The 19,191-nt window shown below is 64.2% G+C and carries 14 protein-coding genes; 5 read left to right on the top strand and 9 right to left on the bottom strand.

The annotated features are described in order from the left end of the window. Positions 1 to 15 precede the first annotated feature (15 nt). Complete coding sequence (gene infA / locus K3165_RS04575) at positions 16 to 261, bottom strand: translation initiation factor IF-1 (RefSeq protein WP_007163491.1); 246 nt, start codon at positions 259 to 261, stop codon at positions 16 to 18. A 224-nt stretch (positions 262 to 485) separates the two neighbouring features. Between infA and K3165_RS04570 the strand changes: the two genes are divergently transcribed. Beyond that, the gene (locus K3165_RS04570; protein WP_221547619.1) at positions 486 to 3,212 is read left to right on the top strand and encodes a TonB-dependent receptor plug domain-containing protein; all 2,727 of its coding nucleotides are present in this window, start codon (positions 486 to 488) and stop codon (positions 3,210 to 3,212) included. Positions 3,213 to 3,218: 6 nt separating this feature from the next. Here the strand turns inward: K3165_RS04570 and K3165_RS04565 are convergent, their stop codons facing one another. From K3165_RS04565 to K3165_RS04550, 4 genes are all read right to left on the bottom strand, one after another. Beyond that, positions 3,219 to 4,007, bottom strand: coding sequence for an esterase/lipase family protein (locus tag K3165_RS04565; protein ID WP_345720443.1), 789 nt, complete (start codon positions 4,005 to 4,007; stop codon positions 3,219 to 3,221). Continuing rightward, complete coding sequence (locus K3165_RS04560; RefSeq protein ID WP_247713880.1) at positions 4,004 to 5,635, bottom strand: WS/DGAT/MGAT family O-acyltransferase; 1,632 nt, start codon at positions 5,633 to 5,635, stop codon at positions 4,004 to 4,006. Before K3165_RS04560 ends, K3165_RS04565 begins: the two co-directional genes overlap by 4 nt. Positions 5,636 to 5,799: 164 nt before the next feature. Then, positions 5,800 to 6,975 carry a BaiN/RdsA family NAD(P)/FAD-dependent oxidoreductase gene (locus K3165_RS04555; protein WP_221547618.1) on the bottom strand — a complete coding sequence of 392 codons (1,176 nt, stop codon included), beginning with the start codon at positions 6,973 to 6,975 and terminating at the stop codon, positions 5,800 to 5,802. A 22-nt stretch (positions 6,976 to 6,997) separates the two neighbouring features. Beyond that, positions 6,998 to 8,281, bottom strand: a complete 1,284-nt coding sequence (locus K3165_RS04550) for an APC family permease (protein WP_221547617.1) — start codon at positions 8,279 to 8,281, stop codon at positions 6,998 to 7,000. An 89-nt stretch (positions 8,282 to 8,370) separates the two neighbouring features. Here K3165_RS04550 and uvrC point away from each other — a divergent pair, with 89 nt between their 5' ends. The 3 genes from uvrC to K3165_RS04535 all read left to right on the top strand — a co-directional run bounded on the left by uvrC (position 8,371) and on the right by K3165_RS04535 (position 12,092). Then, a complete protein-coding gene (gene uvrC, locus K3165_RS04545; protein ID WP_221547616.1) occupies positions 8,371 to 10,338 on the top strand; it encodes an excinuclease ABC subunit UvrC in 1,968 nt (655 codons plus the stop codon). Next, positions 10,325 to 10,990 (top strand): TVP38/TMEM64 family protein, encoded by a 666-nt coding sequence (locus K3165_RS04540; protein WP_221547615.1) that lies wholly within the window; start codon positions 10,325 to 10,327, stop codon positions 10,988 to 10,990. The genes uvrC and K3165_RS04540 overlap by 14 nt, the downstream gene beginning before the upstream one ends. A gap of 280 nt (positions 10,991 to 11,270) precedes the next feature. Further along, the gene (locus tag K3165_RS04535) at positions 11,271 to 12,092 is read left to right on the top strand and encodes a universal stress protein (protein ID WP_221547614.1); all 822 of its coding nucleotides are present in this window, start codon (positions 11,271 to 11,273) and stop codon (positions 12,090 to 12,092) included. Positions 12,093 to 12,118: 26 nt separating this feature from the next. Here the strand turns inward: K3165_RS04535 and K3165_RS04530 are convergent, their stop codons facing one another. Together K3165_RS04530 and K3165_RS04525 are read right to left on the bottom strand one after the other, a co-directional pair. Beyond that, complete coding sequence (locus tag K3165_RS04530) at positions 12,119 to 13,936, bottom strand: DEAD/DEAH box helicase (RefSeq protein ID WP_221547613.1); 1,818 nt, start codon at positions 13,934 to 13,936, stop codon at positions 12,119 to 12,121. 193 nt (positions 13,937 to 14,129) lie between these two features. Then, complete coding sequence (locus K3165_RS04525) at positions 14,130 to 15,296, bottom strand: glutathionylspermidine synthase family protein (protein ID WP_221547612.1); 1,167 nt, start codon at positions 15,294 to 15,296, stop codon at positions 14,130 to 14,132. Between the two features lie 84 nt (positions 15,297 to 15,380). Between K3165_RS04525 and K3165_RS04520 the strand changes: the two genes are divergently transcribed. After that, positions 15,381 to 16,055, top strand: coding sequence for a DUF1190 domain-containing protein (locus K3165_RS04520; RefSeq protein WP_221547611.1), 675 nt, complete (start codon positions 15,381 to 15,383; stop codon positions 16,053 to 16,055). A 21-nt stretch (positions 16,056 to 16,076) separates the two neighbouring features. Here K3165_RS04520 and K3165_RS04515 read toward each other — a convergent pair whose 3' ends face one another. Both K3165_RS04515 and K3165_RS04510 read right to left on the bottom strand, forming a co-directional pair. Then, positions 16,077 to 16,973, bottom strand: a complete 897-nt coding sequence (locus K3165_RS04515) for an acyl-CoA thioesterase (protein ID WP_221547610.1) — start codon at positions 16,971 to 16,973, stop codon at positions 16,077 to 16,079. A gap of 93 nt (positions 16,974 to 17,066) precedes the next feature. Next, positions 17,067 to 19,166 (bottom strand): sodium-translocating pyrophosphatase, encoded by a 2,100-nt coding sequence (locus tag K3165_RS04510; protein WP_221547609.1) that lies wholly within the window; start codon positions 19,164 to 19,166, stop codon positions 17,067 to 17,069. Between the last annotated feature and the right edge of the window lie 25 nt (positions 19,167 to 19,191).

The following is a 19,191-nucleotide window of genomic DNA, read 5'->3' as shown; positions in this document are numbered from 1 at the left end:
AGCTCGAACTTCGGCTTACTGCGGGCCGGGGCCGCCGCGACCGGGCATGAAGCGATAGGTGATGCGCGCCTTGGTCAGGTCGTAAGGCGTAAGTTCGCAAAGCACCTCGTCGCCCACCAGCACGCGAATGCGGTTCTTGCGCATCTTGCCGGCGGTGTGGCCGAGGACCTCGTGGCCGTTCTCGAGCTCGACGCGGAACATGGCGTTGGGCAGCAGTTCCACAACGCGCCCGCGCATTTCGAGAAGTTCTTCTTTGGCCATTCGATTCCTTAAATTCGTGCAGTTGGTCGATTTGTGTCGCGCGCCCATAGCGTCAGGCGGGATAAAAGGGAAGACTTGGGCATTCAGAGCCAGGCAATGCCGCTGCGACGAAATGTTACACGGCAAGTGCTTGTTAGGGACTGCTTCTTCGTCGACATGCCGGTCGAGGGGGCCATTCGCGATAGAAATCGAAAAGACCTTCCTCGATGACGTTCATCCAGAAAATGCCCCTCATTACTGCCGCCATGCTGCTCGCAACGCAGGGAACAGCCCTGCAAGCTCAGCAGGCGCCCGAGCCCGAAGACGAGGCGCCGGTCGCCGTCGATGGCGAAGCCGGATCGGCTCCGGTCACGGAAGATGGCGATATCGTGGTTTTCGGCACCCGCCTGAAAGGCCAGCTGACGATCGACGAGCCGCCGCTGGCCGAATACAACGAAGCCGATATCGCGGCCTTCGGCGCAAGTTCGATCGCGGACGTGATTGCCGCCATTGAGCCTGCGACCGGCAGCAGCTCGCGTGGGAATCGCGGCGGCGGCAGGCCGGTCTTCCTGATCAACGGTATCCGCGTGTCGAGCTGGCGAGAATTCCGCTCCTACCCGCAGGAAGCGGTCGCCAAGGTCGAGGTGTTCTCCGAAGAAGTCGCGCAGCGGTTCGGCTTCTCGCCCGACCAGCGGGTCGTGAACATCGTCCTCAAGCCCAATTTCCAGTCGCTGACGGCCGAAGTCGAATACGAACAGCCGGGCATCGGCGGCTATTCCTATAACGAACAGGAACTGACCTGGCTCAGGATCGGCGAGAAGGGCCGTCTCAATTTCGATGTCGAGGTCCAGGACCGCAGCCTGCTGACAGAGGCCGATCGTGGCCTCAGCGTGGGCGGCAATGCCGACGAGGCGGAATTCCGCAGCCTCGTGGCGGACACTTTCAGCCTGCAGGCCGAGGCGAACTATGCCCGCGCCTTCATCGACAGCGGCACCTCGCTGAGCCTCAACGGCACCTTCGCGCGTAGCGAGAGCCTCTCGCTCAATGGACTCGCGACGGACGGGATCTCGGTGCTCGAGCGGCAGACCGATACCGACAGCTATTCGCTGGGCTCGACGATCAACAAGCCGCTCGGCGACTGGAACGCGACTTTCACCACCGATGCGAACCACACGCGGTCGGAGACGGATATCGACCGCTTCGACGCCTCGGGCTTCGATACCGCTACGAGCCGCACCTACACCATCGCCAACGACCTGACGCTGACCGGCTACCCGGTCCAGCTTCCCGCTGGCGACCTGACCATGACTTTCGATGCCGGGCTCGACTGGCGGCGGATCGAGAGCGAGGATACGCGCACCGACGATCCGCTCTCGCTCACGCGTAGACGGGTGAACGGCGGGGTGAACATCAATGCCCCAGTCCTGCGTCGCGGCGGTCCGGTTGGCGGGCTCAGCGTCAATTTCTCCGGCGGGGTTGAAGACCTCTCCGATTTCGGCGCGCTCGCTAACTGGAGCCTGGGTGCTAATTGGTCGCCGACCGAGACGCTCAACCTAAGCGCAACCCGTATCTGGCGAGAGGTTGCTCCCAGCCTGACCAATCTCGGCAGCCCGCGTATCGAAGAGCTGAACCAGACCGTGTTCGACTATTCGACCGGTGAGACCGTCCTCGCCACCGTCATTAGCGGGGGCAATCCGAACCTTGTCGCAGAGACCCAGTCGGACTGGAGTTTCGGCGCCAACTGGGAATTGCCGTTCTGGGAAAACGCGCGGCTGCAGGCGAATTACGGGATCAACCGTTCGCGCGATGTGACGTCCACGCCCTCCTTCAGCTCTGCATTCGAGCAGGCTTTCCCCGACCGCGTGACGCGCGACGGGGCGGGTGAATTGCTGGCGATCGACCGGCGTCCGCTCACGCTGTACCAGACGCGCAGCCGGATCCTGTCTTTCGGTCTCAATACGCGCGGTCAGATCGGCAAGGCGCCCGAACGCCCCGAGCGCGGCGAGGGTCGCGGCGGTCCGCCGCAAGGCGCGGCGAGCGGCCAGCAAAGAGGCGGGCCCGGCGGCGGTTTCGATCCTTCGCGCATGGAGGCGATGCGCAAGGTTTTCTGCGAGACGCCGGAGGGCGAAACGCCCGACCTGTCGCAAATCCCCGAAATGTTCCGCGCACGCCTGCTCGACGACGCGGGCAACCCCGACCCCGAAAAGATCGCGGCGGCGCGCGAGCGTTTCTGCGGTGAAGAGGCCGATCAGCGCTCCGAACGCTTCGCTGCGATGCGAACTGCGCTATGTGCCGAGCCGCCCAAGCTCGACGGATTGCCCGAGCAGATGCTCGCCCGCCTCAAGGGCGAGGATGGCGAGATCGACCCCGAGAAGCTGAAGGCTGCGCGCGAACGGATGTGTTCGACCGAGGGCTCCGCCCAACAAGGCCAGGGCAGCGGCCGCGGCGGTGGGCGGATGGCGCGCATGTTCGGCGGCGGCAATCCCGGCGACACGCGCCCGCGCTATTTCCTTTCGCTCAATCACTCGATCACGCTCGAAAACGAAGTGCTGCTGTCCGAAGGCGGGCCGCTGTTCGACCAGCTTGATGGCTTCGTGATCGGCGGAGGGGCGATCCCCGAGCACTCCTCCCGCCTCGAAGGCGGTATCTTCTGGCAGGGTTACGGCATGCGCCTGTCAGGCAATTACATCGGAGAAGCGGTGCTGCGCGGCGGCGATGCGCCGGGAGCCAGCGACCTCTTCTACGGCGATCTTGCGACGGTCGACATTCGCCTATTTGCAGACCTTGGCGAGGTGACGAAATCCGAGGACGGCTGGCTCAAGGGGCTGCGCGTCGCGGTTCGCGTCGACAATGTCTTCGATGCACGCCGCAGCGTCGTCGACGGCAATGGTGACGTGCCCGAGGCGTTCGACCCGTTCCGGATCGATCCGACGGGCCGTTACCTCGGCATCGATGTCAGGAAGGCGTTCTGATCGGGCTTAGTGCAGTGCGCGCTTGGGGAAGAATAGGCTGGCGAGACCGCGGGCCTCGAAGGGCTTCCAATTGCCTTCGTCCTGAGCGAGGCGGTCCGCAATGGCATAGACCGCTGCCGGATTGACGCCGAGCCCGCAATGGCTGGCGAGAACCTCGATATTCTCGCAATCCTCGCGGCCGCAGCGTTGCACCGAACCGCGCCAGTGAACCACGCCGTCTGTCCGTGTGAGGATCGAGGTGGTGGGCACCGGCGGTGCTTCGGCAAGTGCCTGGAAATTGCCGTCCTTCATGATCTCCGGCTCCTTGCCGTTGAGATATTCGAACAGGCGGGCAGCGTTGGTGTGGCCGCGATCGTCGCAGATCGGGCTGCCGAGGCTGATCACGAGGCGAACCTTTTCCGGCGCAAGCTTGGCGAGTTCGCGGGCGAACACCCCGCCAAGGCTCCAGCCGACGATGCTGATCGGGCGGCCGCTGCGGCCATGCAGCTCGTCAACGCAATCCATCATCGCCTCGATGCGGGCCTGGTCGACCTTGATATTGCGGCCGAGGTTCCATCCGGCGCAGTCATAGCCAAGATCACACAGCAACCTGCGTAGCGGGCCGGTCGAATAGTCTGAGGCCATGAAGCCGGGCAGGACCAGCACACCATGTCCGTCGCCCTTGGGCAATTGGCCCATCAGTGGGCGCAGTGCGTAGAAGCTGGCCAGTTCGCCCATGGCGCGGCCGGGTTCGGCAAGCGTGAGCAGACGGCTCGGCGGGCGAGCGGTGGTTTGCTGTGCAGCGGCACTGGTCACGATTTGGATTTTCCTTTCCCTTTCGGGGCAGCCGATTTCTTGGAACGGCTGGCGACCCCTTTGGTGCCCCCCTTGCTCGTCGCTTTGGCGGCGGCGGGTTTTGCGGGCGTTTTCTTCTTGGGAGCAGCCCGCTTCTTGGCGGCGGGCTTGGTCGCACCCTTCTTAGGCGAAGATGGTTTCTTTTTGGTAGTTGGCGCGGGCTTTTCCGCAGTTTTCGCGGCTTCCCTAAGTTCTTCAAAGCTTTGCTGGATGCAATCGCGGTAGAATTCCGGATCGGGCATCATTTCGCGGTCGGCGGTGAAGGCGATGGTCGCCTCGTCGGTATAGCTTTGCACCACGTGAGCGAGGCCCATGCCGTCAGTGAGGCAGATGAGCCCCATCATGCTTTCGAGCCGTGCACCCGCCGAATAGATCGGCACGGGCGGCCCCGGCACATTGGTGACGACGGTGGTGAAGACCGGTCCGACGCCCCGATTAGCGAGGCTGAGCCGGCTGTAGAGCTGCGCGCCCAGCGCCATGAACAGCGCTGGGCTGGCCTTGCTCATCTCGGTCATGTTGCGCGCGCCCAAAGCATCGGTCATCGCCTTGGAGTTCGTGGTGCGGCCATGGACCCAGTCGAGCCGCTCGATCGGGTCCGCGATATGCGTGCCGAGCGGCGCGATCATCGCTGCCACCTGGTTGCCCATCGAGTTCTTCTCGTCCTTCGCACGGACCGAGATAGGCGCCATGGCGGTCAGCGTCTTCTTGGGCAGTTCGCCCTTGTCCTCGAGATAGCGTCGCATCGCGCCACCGATGATGGCGAGGAAGACATCGTTGACCTTCGCTCCTTCCGAAGCGGTGCGGATCGCCTTGATGTCGACAAGCGGGACGCTGACCCCTTCGACCACGCGGTGCGGCGAGATCTTGCGGTTGAAGCGCGTCTTGGGTGCGATCATCTCGGTCGAGACGTCGAATTCCTTCGCAGCCAACCCTTTCAGCGCCTTGGCGAGGCCCGGGGCCGCCTTGGCCGCGACCTCCAGCTGCTTGAGCGGATTGGTAATCGCGCTCATGTAGCTGCGACCAAGCAACTCTACCGGATTAGGCAACTTCTCCGGCTTCCATTCGTCCGGACCGGGAGGAGGTGGCTCGTCGGGCCGCAAGGTGTGCGTCGCCTCCATCAGATCGATCCCGCTCATCCCGTCGATGGCGGCATGATGGACCTTGGTAATGTAGGCGTAGCAGCCCTTGGGAATGCCTTCGACATTGTCGAGCCCCTCGACCACGGTGAATTCCCAAGGCGGGCGGTCGAGGTCAAGCGGGCGGGCGAAAATACGCGCGGCCTGGATGCAGAGCTGCCGCCAGTCGCCCGGTTCGGGCAGGGCCACGTGGCGGACATGGTATTCGAGATCGAAATCGGGATCCTCGATCCAGTAGGGATAGTCGAGGTCGAACGGCACGCGCACCAGCCGCTGGCGCATGGTGGTGGAAAGCTGCAGCCGGCTTTCGATGAAAGACAGGATGTCCTTGAATCTTACGAAGCCACCTGGTGCGGTCTCCGGATTGTAGATCAGGATCGACCCGATATGCATCGGCGAATTGCGCGTTTCGAGCGCGACGAAGCTGGCATCCATGCCCTGAAGCTGCTGCATCAGGCCTGTCCTTTCTGCGCTACCGCTCCGCTGCATGAGCGCAGAGGTAACCTCTCCTGCAAAGGCCCGCTTTTAGCAGGTCCACAAGCATCGGAGGCTAGCAGAGCCGGTCATCCGGTCAACTTGCCGCTCCGGTCAATCCCTGCCGTAACAGTTACAGGGGTTTAGAGCGCTTCCCCAGCCGCGACCCCGCTCGCCCAGGCCCACTGGAAGTTGTAGCCACCGAGCCAGCCGGTCACATCGACCGCCTCCCCGATGGCAAACAGGCCGGGGACTTTCTTCGCTTCCATGGTCTTGGAAGACAGTTCCGCAGTCGAGATCCCGCCCACGGTGACTTCGGCCTTGGCGAAGCCCTCCGTGCCCGAGGGACGGAAGGTCCAGCGCTTCAGCCGTTCCTGCGCGGCCCGCAGCGCCTTGTCACTAGCATTGCCGAGTTCGGTCTCGATTCCAAGCTTTTCGGCTAGGATATCGGCGAGCCGGTCGGGCAATGCCTCGCGCAGAACCGAACGCATGGTGGCGCGCGGCGTCTCGCGCTTGCGGTCGAGCAGCCAGTCGCCGGACGTGTCGGGCAGGAAATCGATTCCGACCTCCTCGCCGGGCTTCCAGTAGGATGAGATCTGCAGGATCGAAGGACCGGACAACCCGCGATGGGTGAAGAGCGCCGCTTCGGGGAAGCTGGCTTTGCCCGCGCTGGCAACGACGGGGGCGGAGACGCCCGAAATCTCGCGGAAGAGCAATTCCTCACCGCCCAGCGTCAGCGGGACGAGGGCAGGGCGCGGCTCGACAACCTTGAGGCCGAACTGGCGGGCAAGGTCATAGGCGAAGCCGGTCGCGCCCATCTTGGGGATCGAGGGGCCTCCGGTCGCGATCACGAGCGCCGGAGCCGTCACGATCTCGCCATTGGCCATGACGGCAAAGCGCTCGCCGTCGTGCTCGACCGCGGTCACCTCGGCGTTGCAGCGCACCTCGACATCGCCCTTTGCGCACTCCTCGAGCAGCATATCGACGATCTGTTTGGAGGAACCGTCGCAGAATAGCTGGCCGAGCGTCTTCTCGTGCCAGGCGATGCCGTAGCTTTCGACTAGGTCGAGGAAGTCGCGCGGCGTGTAGCGGGCCAGCGCAGACTTGGCGAAATGCGGATTGCCGGAGAGGTAGTTGGCCGGACCCGCACCGATATTGGTAAAGTTGCAGCGCCCGCCGCCTGAGATGAGAATCTTCTTGCCCGGCTTCTCCGCTTTTTCGAGCACGAGCACGCGCTTGCCCAGCTGGCCCGCACGCGCGGCGCACATCAGCCCGGCCGCGCCGGCGCCGAGGATTATCGCGTCAAAGGCGGAGGTCATGGCTGGCAGCCTGCTCGACCCATCAGTCCGTGCCGACCGAACGCTTGGCCGCACCGCGTGCGGCGATGAAATACAGCCCCGTGCCGACAAGCAAGATCAGGCCAATCATCCGGAAGGCCTCCGCACTCGCATGGCTGGCCACCCAAAATGTCGAGAGCGCGGCGATCACGGAAAGTGGTAAATGCCAAAAGGGTGAACTGGCTTCCTCGCGCCGCTCTATGACGGGAAGGGCCAATGCAGATAGCAGGTACATGACAAGCCGCGACAGCGTGCTGGCCGCAGCGAGCGCGACGAACCCGCCCCATAGACTGAAGAGGATTGCCGCTAGACCGTAAAAGAGGATCGAAACATCGGGTGTGTGGAAGCGCTTTGAAACATGCGCAAAGGCCTGCGGTAAGGTTCCTTGCTCGGCCATGGCATAGGTCATTCGGGGCGTCACGATCCCCCCGGCCAAGGTATTGGCGCCAATCGAAAAGGCGGCCGCCACCGAGATGATGACGATCCCGGCAGTACCCATCACATCGCCAGCCGCCGCGGCCAAGGCGCTTTCGTCGCCGGCCACCTGCGGAGCGATGGCCAAATAGGCCCAGATTATCAGCATGTAGAAGCCGGCAACCCCGATGAGCGTAGTGATCAGCGCCAAGGGCACATTGCGCTTGGGATCGCGCATTTCTCCGGCGGCGAAGGTGCCGTTCTCGAAAGCCATATAAGCATAGAAAGTAAGCAACACTACGCTTTCGAACTGGCTGAACTGCGGAAGGCTGAGGCCTACCGCAGGGTCCCTCGTGGCGAGGCCCACAATCACGAGCAGCAGCAGCGGGCCGATCTTGATGGCCGTCATCAAACCCAAAGTGCCTACGGAACTGCGCATGCCAACCAGATTGACCAGCGTGGTGAAAATGATGAACCCGATCACCGCCGCCGCCTTGAGTGTAGGGTCTTCGAGCACGGGAAACAGGACAGCAAGATAGGCGATGGCTACCTGCGTATTTGCCGCAACGGCTACAACGCCTGATGCATAACGTGCCCAGCCAGCCTGAAAGCCTGCAAACGGTCCGAAGGCACTGCCGGCGTAAAGGACCGGCCCACCATGTTTGTCGAACTTGCTCGAAAGGATCGAAAACACGAACACAAGGGGAAGGATCAGCAAGGCGCCGAAAAGCATCATCCAAGGGGCAAAATTGCCGACCGCAGCAACCATGATTGCTGGGAGCGCAAATATTCCCGAGCCTATCATGCCGTTGACCGGAAGCAGGGCCGCACCCCAAAATCCAACGGTGCGCGGCAATTCCTGAGTCTTTTCCATAGGTCCTCCCTGTCTCAAGCCGTCGTGCACTGTGGGATGAGAGGCTGCAAGCTTTGCCAAGTCGTGGCCTGGGTACTATCTCCACCTCCATGTCGCGCAGTAAGGCAGGTTCTCCCCACGATCCGAGAGGAAAGGAGCGTTTCAACGAGGAACGCGCGCGCCAAGTCGTGGCCAGCGCGCAGCCGGATCTCGAAACCGGGATCACGGTGATCCGCGAGACGGTGAAGACGCTGAAACCGCGCCCCGGCGTCTACCGCATGCTCGATACCCGCGGTGACGTGCTCTACGTCGGCAAGGCGCGCAGCCTGAAGGCGCGTGTCGCGAACTACACGCAGGTGAAGGGCCTATCGAACCGCCTCCAGCGCATGGTCAGCCAGTGCCGCGCGATGGAGATCGTGGTGACCAATTCGGAGGCCGAGGCGCTGCTTCTCGAAGCGCAGCTGATCAAGCGCTACCGCCCGCCGTTCAACGTGCTGCTGCGCGACGACAAGAGCTTCCCCTTCATCCTCCTGCGCGCCGATCACGCGTTCCCGCGCATCCAGAAGCATCGCGGCGCACGGCGGGCCAAGGGCAATTACTACGGCCCCTTCGCCAGCGCAGGCTCGGTCAACAAGACGCTGAACGCGCTGCAGAAACTGTTCCTGCTGCGCAGCTGCACCGACAGCTTCTTCAACAACCGCGACCGGCCCTGCCTGCTCTACCAGATCAAGCGTTGCTCGGCGCCTTGCGTCGGTCGGATCGACGAGGCGGGTTACGAGAGCCTCGTCAACGAAGCGAAAGACTTCCTGTCGGGCAAGAGCGGCGCCGTGCAGGCCAATATCGAAAAGCAGATGGCGAAGGCCGCCGAGGATCTCGACTTCGAGACAGCGGCGATCCTGCGCGACCGGCTTCGCGCGGCAACGTTCATCCAGGGCTCGCAGGCGATCAATGCAAGCGGCGTGGGCGATGCGGACGTGTTCGCGCTTGCAGCCAAGGGCGGGCAGATCGGCGTGCAGGCCTTCTTCATCCGCGGCGGGCAGAACTGGGGTCACAAGGCCTTCTTCCCGAAGAACACGGGCGATCTCGAGCATCCTGAGGTGCTGTCCGACGTGCTTTTGCAATTCTACGAGGAAGTGCCGCCGCCCAAGACCATCCTCGTCGATCGGGAACTGGCCGAGCAGGAGCTGATCGCCGAGGCGCTGGCCGAGAAGGCAGGCCACGCGGTCGTGATCTCGATCCCGCAGCGCGGCGACCGCCGCAAGTTGATGCAGCAGGCCTCGCGCAATGCCACCGAGGCGCTGGAGCGACGGCTGGCCGAAAGCGGCACCAAGGCGCAGCGCATGCGCGAGCTGGCGGAGTTCCTCGAACTCGACGAAGTGCCGCAGCGTATCGAGATCTACGACAACAGCCATATCCAGGGCGACAAGGCGCTGGGCGCGATGGTCGTTGCATCGCCCGAAGGCTTCGAGAAGGGCCAGTACCGCAAGTTCAACATCAAGCAGGCCAAGACCAACGACGATTTCGGCATGATGCGCGAAGTCATGGCCCGCCGTTTCCGCAAGCTCGCCGAAAGCGAACGCGACGACGAGAACCCGCCCAAGGGGAAAGGCCACGAGGCGATCTGGCCGGACTTGCTGCTGATCGACGGCGGCAAGGGTCAGGTTTCGAGCGTGATGGCGGTTCTCGAAGACCTCGGTATCGCGGACGACGTGCCGGTCATCGGCATAGCCAAGGGGCCGCATCATGGTCGTGAGGGGCGCGAGGTGTTCCACTTCCCCGACGGGCGAGAAAAGACGCTGCCGGTCAATTCGCAGCTGCTGTTCTATCTCCAGACCCTGCGCGACGAGGTCCACCGCTTCGCCATCGGCGCCCACCGCGCCAAGCGTAGCCGTGCGATCACCGCATCGCCGCTCGACGAGATCCCGGGCATCGGTCCTGCACGAAAGCGTGCCTTGCTGCTGCATTTCGGCACTGCCGGGAAGGTTCGTGCTGCCGCGCTTGACGATCTCAAGCGAGCGCCGGGCATAAGCGAGGGCGTGGCACAGCAGATCTACGACTTCTACCATGCAGGAGGGTGAGAAGCTCACTCCGCTGCGGCGCTGGCTCAGGATCGGCGGGATTGCGGCGGTCCTGTTCGTCCTCCCTATCCTCATCATCCTGCCCTTCGGCGACCAACTGGTCGACATCGCCCGAAATCTCGGATCGCAAAGCGCGGCGGCGGCATTCCTAGCCGTCATCATGCTCCTCGCGCTCGATAGTGTGGCGATCATACCGCATGGGCTCGTCGGGGCCCTGGCGGGCTCGGCGCTGGACTGGCCGTTGGCCGCTGCCGCGACGTGGGTGGGCATCATGGTCGCGAGCTGTATCGCCTATGCGATCGGGCGCTTTGCCGGCAGGCCGCTCGCCCGGCGCCTGCTCGGGGCGGACGACCTCGCGGCAGCCGAAGGTCGCGCCGCGCGCATATCCGCGCTCCTGCTCTTCGCGACGCGGCCGGTGCCCGTGCTGGGCGAGGTGATCCTCGTTGCCGCAGGCATCGCCCGCTATTCCTTCCGCCGTTTCCTGCTGGCGATTGGCAGCGCGAACCTCGTCCTCGCGCTGGCCTATACCGGGCTGGGCGGGGCGATCGGCGCCAGCGATCCGGAGCGGCTGATGCTCATCGCGACGCTGGGGATACCGGCGGCAGGCGGCATCGCTTACGTGCTCGTGCGGTTGATTTCGAAAAAGCGCTGAGTCGCATGCTCGGCAAGCCCCATCCCGGGGACGAGATCGACAAGAAGCGGCCCGCGTAGGGTGCGACGAAAACGAAATTGCCGTCAAAACCCAGGCCGGCACCAGTCACCCGACTGGCCGATATAACTGTCCACCGCCCACTGCCCCAGTCCGGAGTGCTGCGAGCTTTGCGGCGCCAGTTTGCGCTCGATCAAATATCGGCAGGCCCTGGAGGTGTAGGCTGCATCGCAGAAGGCTCGGGCGAGTCGTTGCCCAGCCGAACACAGCCGGGAGACCTGCCATGAAAGCGATACTCTTCAACGCCCATTCCGACGAAGGCCATTCGCGACGTCTCGACGTGGTGCTGGACCTCGTGCGGGCATTCGACGGTCACCTGACCTTGCTGAATGCCGTTCCTTACGAGGCCGCGGCAAGCGCCGATCCCTATGGCGCGGCCTTTGCTGCCATGGTCCCTGTCTGGCGCGAAGAAGCGCGCAAGCTGCGCGAGGAGACCGAGAAGGACCTCGCCAACGAGGACGTGCGGTGGGACTGGATCGATAAGGCCGGGCCGGTATCGCTGGCCCTGCTCCAGAACTCGTCGCTGGCCGACCTAATCGTCCTGGGCGAGCGCGATCCGACCACCCGCGGCAAGGTTCCGTCCTTCACGGCCGGTGAACTGGCAGTCACGGCTGGCTGCCCCGTGCTGGTCCTGCCCGACGATTGCGAGCGGCTCGATTTCGACAAGCCTGCGCTGGTGGCATGGGACGGTTCGGCAGAGGCCAGCCACGCCCTGCGCGCTGCGCTGCCCCTCCTGAAGCGGGCAAGTTCGGTCTATCTCGTCAGCATACGCACGAAGAAATCACGAAAGAAGGACACGCTGGACCTGCCGCCGACACGCGGGGCCGACTACCTCTCGCATTACGGCATCAAGTGCGAAGTCGTCGAAGTCGACGAGGGCGATGAGGGCACCGCGCATGCGCTCAAGAACGCCGCCGACGTGCGTGACGTCGGGCTGGTCGTGATGGGCGCCTACGGCCGCACGCGTATTTCCGAATGGATTTTCGGCGGCGTAACCCGCGCGATGCTGTCAGACATTCGCGTGCCCCTGCTGCTCAAGCACTAGGGGCTGACCGGAGCAGCCGCGCAGGTTCAGCTGCGCGGCTTGCCGCCCGGCTTGCGCTTGCCGGCAAACTTCTTGCCGCCCGGCTTGGGACCATTCTTGAACGGGGCGCCCGGCTTCTTGCCTCCGGGGCCGCCCTTATGCGGGCCCTTGTGCGGACCCTTGCCGAAAGGCTTGGGACGCACGCGCGGACCGCCTTCATGGCGGTCGCGGCGGTTCTGGCGAGCCTCGACGCGCGGACCATCGGGTGCTTCCTCGATCAGGATCGCGTCCTGTTCGTCATCGGCCGACGCCGTGCGGGCGATGGCTTCGGCGAACTTCGGGGCGATGTTGGTCGGGACCTGGAACCACGTTTCGAACTGCCCGACGCGGATCGCGCCGATCTCGTTGCGGGTGATGTGGCCGCGGCGGCAGAGCAGCGGGAGGATCCAGCGCGGCTCGGCGTTCTGGCGGCGGCCGACGCCGATCTTGAACCACACGACATCTTCGAAACCCGGGCGATGGCGGTCGGCCTTGGCCTTGTCGCGCGCTTCGGGAGTGTTGGGGATGAGCTCTTCGGGCTCGGGCAGTTTCGAACGGTGCGCCTGCACCAGCGCCGCCGCGATATCTTCGGGCGAGCGCTTTTCCATCAGCTCCTTGGCCAGTTCGCGGTCATGCTCTGCGAATTCGGTCTCGGCGGTGAGCATTTCCATCAGGCGCGAGCGATCCTGCTTGCGGATCATATCGGGCGTGGGTGCATCCATCCACTGCGCCTCGATCTTCGCGCCGCGCAGCATGCCTTCGACCCGGCGGCGACGGTTATAGGGTACGATGATCGCCGCCGTGCCTTTCTTGCCTGCGCGGCCCGTACGGCCCGAGCGGTGCTGGAGCGTCTCGGCATCGCGCGGAATCTCGACATGGATGACGAGGCTCAGCGTCGGCAGGTCGATCCCGCGCGCGGCCACGTCGGTTGCCACGCAGACACGCGCGCGCCGGTCGCGCAGCGCCTGCAGCGCCTGGTTGCGCTCGGACTGCGAATGCTCGCCCGACAGCGCCACGACGCCGAAGCCGCGCTCCTGCAGGGTGGCATGGAAACGCCGCACATTGTCGCGCGTGGCGCAGAACAGGATGGCCGTCTCCGCCTCGTGATAGCGCAGCAGGTTCACCACCGCATTCTCGATTTCGGACGGCGACACGGTGATCGCCTGATAGCTGATATCGCCATGGCCGCGGTCCTGCCCGACGAGGCTGAGGCGCAGCGAATTGGTCTGGTAACGCTCGGCCAGCCGCTCGATGGGGCGGGGCATGGTGGCGGAGAACAGCAGCGTGCGGCGGCCCTCGGGCGTCGCGTCGAGAATTTCTTCCAAGTCCTCGCGGAAGCCCATGTCGAGCATCTCGTCCGCTTCATCGAGCACCACGCCGACAAGGCCGGAGAGGTCCAGCGCACCGCGTTCCAGATGGTCGCGCAGGCGGCCCGGCGTGCCGACGACGATGGCAGGTCCGGCACGCAGCGCGCGGCGCTCCTTGCTCGCATCCATCCCGCCCACGCAGGTCGCAATGCGCAGGCCCGCGCCCGCATAGAGCCAGCCGAGTTCGCGACTGACCTGCAGCGCCAGCTCTCGCGTGGGCGCGATCACCAGCGCCAGCGGCTTGTCGACAAGGGCGATATTACCCGTTTCGGCCAACAGCGCTTCGGACAGCGCAAGGCCGAATGCGACCGTCTTGCCCGAACCGGTCTGCGCCGACACGACGAGGTCGCGCCCCTGCGCTTCGGGCTCGATGACGGCGGACTGGACGGGGGTGAGGGCGGTATAGCCGCGCGCGGAAAGGGCTTCACCGATTACCGGCGGGAGGGTTTCGAAAGGCATCTTGGCTCGCAATACAAATGCGCCGCGGCAACGGGCCGCGGGGCGAAAACAGGAAGAGGGATAGGGCCGGTCGCTACGACGGCAAAAGGCCCGCGCACCGGCTAACCGGCTCCCACGCGACCTTGGTTCGGCGTGCCCCTACACGAATGCGTTGCGTTTGGCTTGTGTTATTTTGCAGGTGCGAAAAGAAGCGTCAGCCCAGGATCACGTGCGGCAGGTAGCGTGCGAGGTCCCTCGTGATGGGGCTGGCGTCCTCGCGGATCGACATGGCGACGGCCTCGTCGCCGACGATCCAGCTGCCGATGACCGCGTGGTTCTCGCCTGAGCGGGCGAGCGGGGCGTAGGCCTGCACGATCGCGCCTTCCGCGCCATAGCCCTCGTCGGGGCCGCGGTGGCGTTGCTGCCCGTCGTAGAGCGAGATGTCGGCACCCTCGCGGCTGAAGAAGGGTTTGCGCACGTGGGGCCCGCGCGACATCTCGCGGCCTTCGGGCGAATATTCGAAGAAGGTGGGCAGGAGGTTGGGGTGGCCCTCGTTGCGCTCCCACAGGAGCGGGAGCATCGCCTTGTTGGAGAGGATGGCCTTCCAAGCAGGCTCGATGAAGAGGGTCTCGCTACCCGGGATGTCCCTGGCGAAGCTTTCGCGCAGCATGTCCTCCCACGGGTAGAGCTTGAACAGCGCGCCGATCCTGAGGCCTTCGGGATCGACGAAGCGGCCGTCCTCGGTCATGCCGATGGAGGAGATGTCGACGAAGCGGGTTTCCATGCCCGCCTGCCCGGCAAGGTCTTCGAGATAGGCGACCGTTGCGCGATCCTCGATATGGTCGGCGACGCCGGAGAAATGGACGAGGCTGTCCTTCTCGAAGATCGCCTGGAAGCGTTCGATCAGCGCCTCGTGGAGGCGGTTGAACTGGTCGGCATCGGGGGGAAGCTGGCCGAGCTCGATCATGTCCTCGAGCCAGCCCCACTGGAAGAAGGCGGTTTCGTAGATGGAGGTCGGAGTGTCGGCGTTGAATTCGAGCAGCTTGGCCGGGCCACTGCCGTCATAGGCGAAGTCGAAACGGCCGTAGAGCGAGGGATCGCCGTCGCGCCAGCTGTTGGCGACGATGTCGCGCATGTCCTCGGGGATGGCGAGGCGTTCCATCAGCTGCTGGCTGTCGCAAGCCTCGTCTACCAGCTGGAGGCACAGGGCATAGAGTTCGGTCGAGGGATCTTCGATCTGGTTTTCGACCTCGTCGAGCGTGAATTGCCAGCAGGCGCGCTCGTCCCAGTAAAGATCGCCGTCGACGTGATGGAAAATAAATCCGTTGGCCTGAGCAATGTCCTGCCAATTGGGCCGTTCTTCGACCGTTTTTCTCAACATTTCGCGGCTGCGCCCCCGTCGCAAAGAATTTGTCAGGAATTTCCCTGTATGCCCATCAACATAACGGGAAACTGGGGACATCCAATGACGAATTCGGCTTTTCGCACCAAGCGCAGCAAGCGCTCCGGCAAGGTCGCACTGACGACCATGGCAGCGCTGGGTAGCGGTGCGCTTCTGTCGGGCTGCGGCGAGGCTTCTGCCGAACAGACCGTTGCGCCGATGCAGGTGGCAAATGCCGAGACCGGACAGGAAGTCCAGGTCTTCGAAAACGTCTTCGCCTGCGCCAAGGAAACCGGCCTCAGCCGTGAAGAATGTGCCGATATGCGCGAAGAAGCGGTTGCGACCGCCAAGGAAGAAGCTCCGCGTTTCGAAGCGCTGGCCGATTGCGAGGCGCAGTACGGCGCGGGCAAATGCGTCGAGGAAGGCGCCGGACAGCAGGAAACCAGCAGCCGTCGCAGCCATTTCTCGCCCTTCGTGGCGGCATTCCTCTGGAGCCGCTCGAACCCGCGTCCGGTGCCGGCCTTTTCCGCGCCGGGTGGCGGTTACCAGACCAGCCGCGGCGTCCGTCTGGGCTATGCCGGTTCGCCGGGTAAGTATTACGCCGGTGCACGCGCCTTCGAAAAGGCTCGCAGCATTCCGAAGGTGAAAGCTGCCTCGGCAATGGCCAAGGCCGGCGGTTTCGGTGAGAAGAGCCGCGGCTGGAGCGTCTCCAGCCGCACGGGCGCTGCCGGAACCAAGGCTGCAAGCCGCGGCGGCTAAACGCCCGGCCCGCATACCCAGCTATTTCTTGCGTGCTTTCCGCACGACGCCTTCCTGCGCGACGCTGGCGACCAGTTCGCCTGCGCGGTTGAAGATGCGGCCGCGGTTGAAGCCTCTGCCGCTACCCGACCACGGACTATCGGTCGCATAGAGCAGCCACTCGTCGGCGCGGGCAGGGCGGTGGAACCACAAAGCGTGGTCGAGGCTGGCACCCTTCAGTTCGCCGCGCGCCCAGCTCAGGCCATGCGGCAAGGCGCTGGTACCCAGCAAGGTGAAGTCGCTGGCATAGGCGATCACCGCCCGATGGAGCGCCGGATCGTCGGGTAGCGGTGCTGCCGTCCTGAACCAGCTGTGCGCGTGCGGAGGTTTCTTATCCGCGTTCATCCAGTGCAGCTTGCCGCTGGTGCGCATCTCGATCGGGCGCGGGCGGAGCATAAGATTGCGCTGCATTTCGGAGACTTCGCCCATCTCTTCGATGAACTTCTTGCGCATCTCCATGTCGGAGGGGAGATCCTCGGGGTCGGGCACGTCCGGCATGGGGCTGTCGTCATGCTCGAGCCCTTCCTCGGGCCGCTGGAAGCTGGCGGTGAGGTTCAGGATCGGCGTTTCTTCCTGCCGCGCCACGACACGGCGGTTGGCGAAACTGCGGCCATCGAAATCCGAAGCCACGGAAAAGTCGATATCGACCCCTTCGCGGCCGCCACGAAGGAAATAGGCGTGGAGGGAATGGGCTTCCATCCCGTCTGGTGCGTTCGCCTGCGCTGCCTGCAACGCCTGTGCGATGACCTGTCCGCCGAAGACCCTGCCGATACCGCCGGGCTGCTGGTTGCCCTTGAATGCATTCTCTCCATCAGGCGCGACGGTCAGGAGGCGGACGAGGCCGGCGACGAGCTGTTCGGGGGTCTTGGTGTCAGTCACTCGGTAGGCTCTGCGTTCCCTTTACGTGAGGGTCAAGAAAAAGGCGGCGACACCGGAGTGCCGCCGCCCTTTGAAGCGTTATGATCGAAAGGATCAGCCAGCCGCGAGAGCTGCAAGAAGCAGCAGCGCGACGATGTTGGTGATCTTGATCATCGGGTTCACGGCCGGACCCGCGGTGTCCTTGTAGGGATCACCTACGGTGTCGCCGGTCACGGCAGCCTTGTGGGCTTCCGAGCCCTTGCCGCCGTGGTTGCCGTCTTCGATGTACTTCTTCGCATTATCCCATGCACCGCCACCTGCGGTCATCGAGAGTGCGACGAAGATACCGCCGATGATCACGCCGAGCAGCAGTGCACCCACGGCTGCAAAGCCTTCGGCCTGGCTGCCGGTAGCCCAGAGGATCGCGAAGTAGACCACGATCGGGGCAAGCACCGGAAGCAGCGAAGGAATGATCATTTCCTTGATCGCGGCCTTGGTGACGAGGTCCACCGTCTTGGCGTAGTTCGGCTTGCTGGTGCCGGCCATGATGCCCGGATCCGCTGCGAACTGTTCGCGCACGTCGACGACCACGTCGCCGGCGGCACGGCCAACGGCGGTCATGCCCATCGCACCGAACAGGTACGGGAGCAGCGCGCCGAGCAGCAGGCCGACGATGACATACGGGTTCTCGAGGCTGAAATTGACTTCCGTGTCGGGGAAGAATTCGGCCAGGTCTGCCGTGTAGGCAGCGAAGAGAACCAGTGCGCCGAGGCCTGCCGAACCGATGGCATAGCCCTTGGTCACGGCCTTGGTGGTGTTGCCCACTGCGTCGAGCAGGTCGGTCTTTTCACGAACGCTGTCGTCCAGACCGGCCATTTCGGCGATGCCGCCTGCGTTGTCCGTCACCGGACCGTAAGCGTCGAGCGCCACAACCATGCCTGCCAGCGCCAGCATTGCGGTGGCTGCATAGGCGATGCCCATGAGGCCTGCGAGCTGGTAGGTGGCGATGATGCCGGCGACGATGACGATCGTCGGCAGCGCGGTCGATTCAAGGCTGATGGCGAGGCCCTGGATCACGTTGGTGCCGTGGCCCGTTTCCGAGCTCTTGGCGATCGAGCGGACCGGACGATAGTTCGTGCCGGTGTAGTACTCGGTGATCCAGATGATGAGGCCGGTGATCGCAAGACCGATCAGCGAGCAGTAGAACAGCATGCGACCGCTGAACTCGGTGCCCGGAATGGTCGTGGTCATGCTGCCGAGCGCATAGTCGGCGACGAACCAGATCAGCGGGATTGCGAGCACGGCCGAAACAAGGAAGCCCTTGTACATGGCGCCCATCACGTTCGTGCCGCCCTTGCCGAGCTTCACGAAGTAAGTGCCGATGATGCTGGTCACGATGCAAGCGCCGCCGATCAGCAGCGGGAGCGTCATCATGGGCATCAGCAGGTCACCCAGCGCTTCGCCGAAGAGCAGCGCGGTGAGGACCATGGTTGCACCGACGGTCACTACGTAGGTCTCGAACAGGTCGGCAGCCATGCCGGCACAGTCGCCCACGTTGTCGCCCACGTTGTCGGCGATCACGGCAGGGTTGCGCGGATCGTCTTCGGGAATGCCTGCTTCGACCTTGCCGACAAGGTCGGCGCCGACGTCTGCAGCCTTGGTGAAGATACCGCCGCCAAGACGCGCGAAGATCGAGATCAGCGAGGCGCCGAAGGCGAGGCCGACGAGACCATCGATCACTTCACGGCTGTTGGCAGCGTGTCCGGCGGGGCCGGTCAGGTACCAGAAGAACACGGCGATCGCGAGGAGCGCGAGGCCCGCCACGAGCATGCCGGTGATGGCACCAGCGCGGAATGCGAGGGTCAGGCCCTGCTGCAGTCCGCTCTGCGCGGCAGCAGCCGTACGCACGTTCGAGCGCACCGAGATGTTCATCCCGATGAAGCCGGCCACGCCCGACAGGATCGCGCCGATGACGAAGCCAATGACCGGAATGATGCCGAGGAACACGCCGACCAGCACGGCGACGACGACGCCGACCATGCCGATAGTGGTGTACTGACGCTTCAGGTAGGCCTGCGCGCCTTCCTGGATGGCGCCGGCGATTTCCTGCATTTTCTCATTGCCTGCGCCCGAACTGAGCACCTGGCGGCTGGTGACGAAGCCGTAAATTACGGCAAGCAGTCCCAACCCTATGGATAGGATTACAAGGTCCACGAAAAACTCCCCTCCCGTTATATGT

The organism is Qipengyuania xiamenensis (genome assembly GCF_019711495.1).
Classification (GTDB): Bacteria; Pseudomonadota; Alphaproteobacteria; order Sphingomonadales; family Sphingomonadaceae; genus Qipengyuania; species Qipengyuania xiamenensis.
The sequence above is the reverse complement of the archived record's forward strand: the minus strand, read 5'-3'. Positions and strand labels throughout refer to the sequence as shown.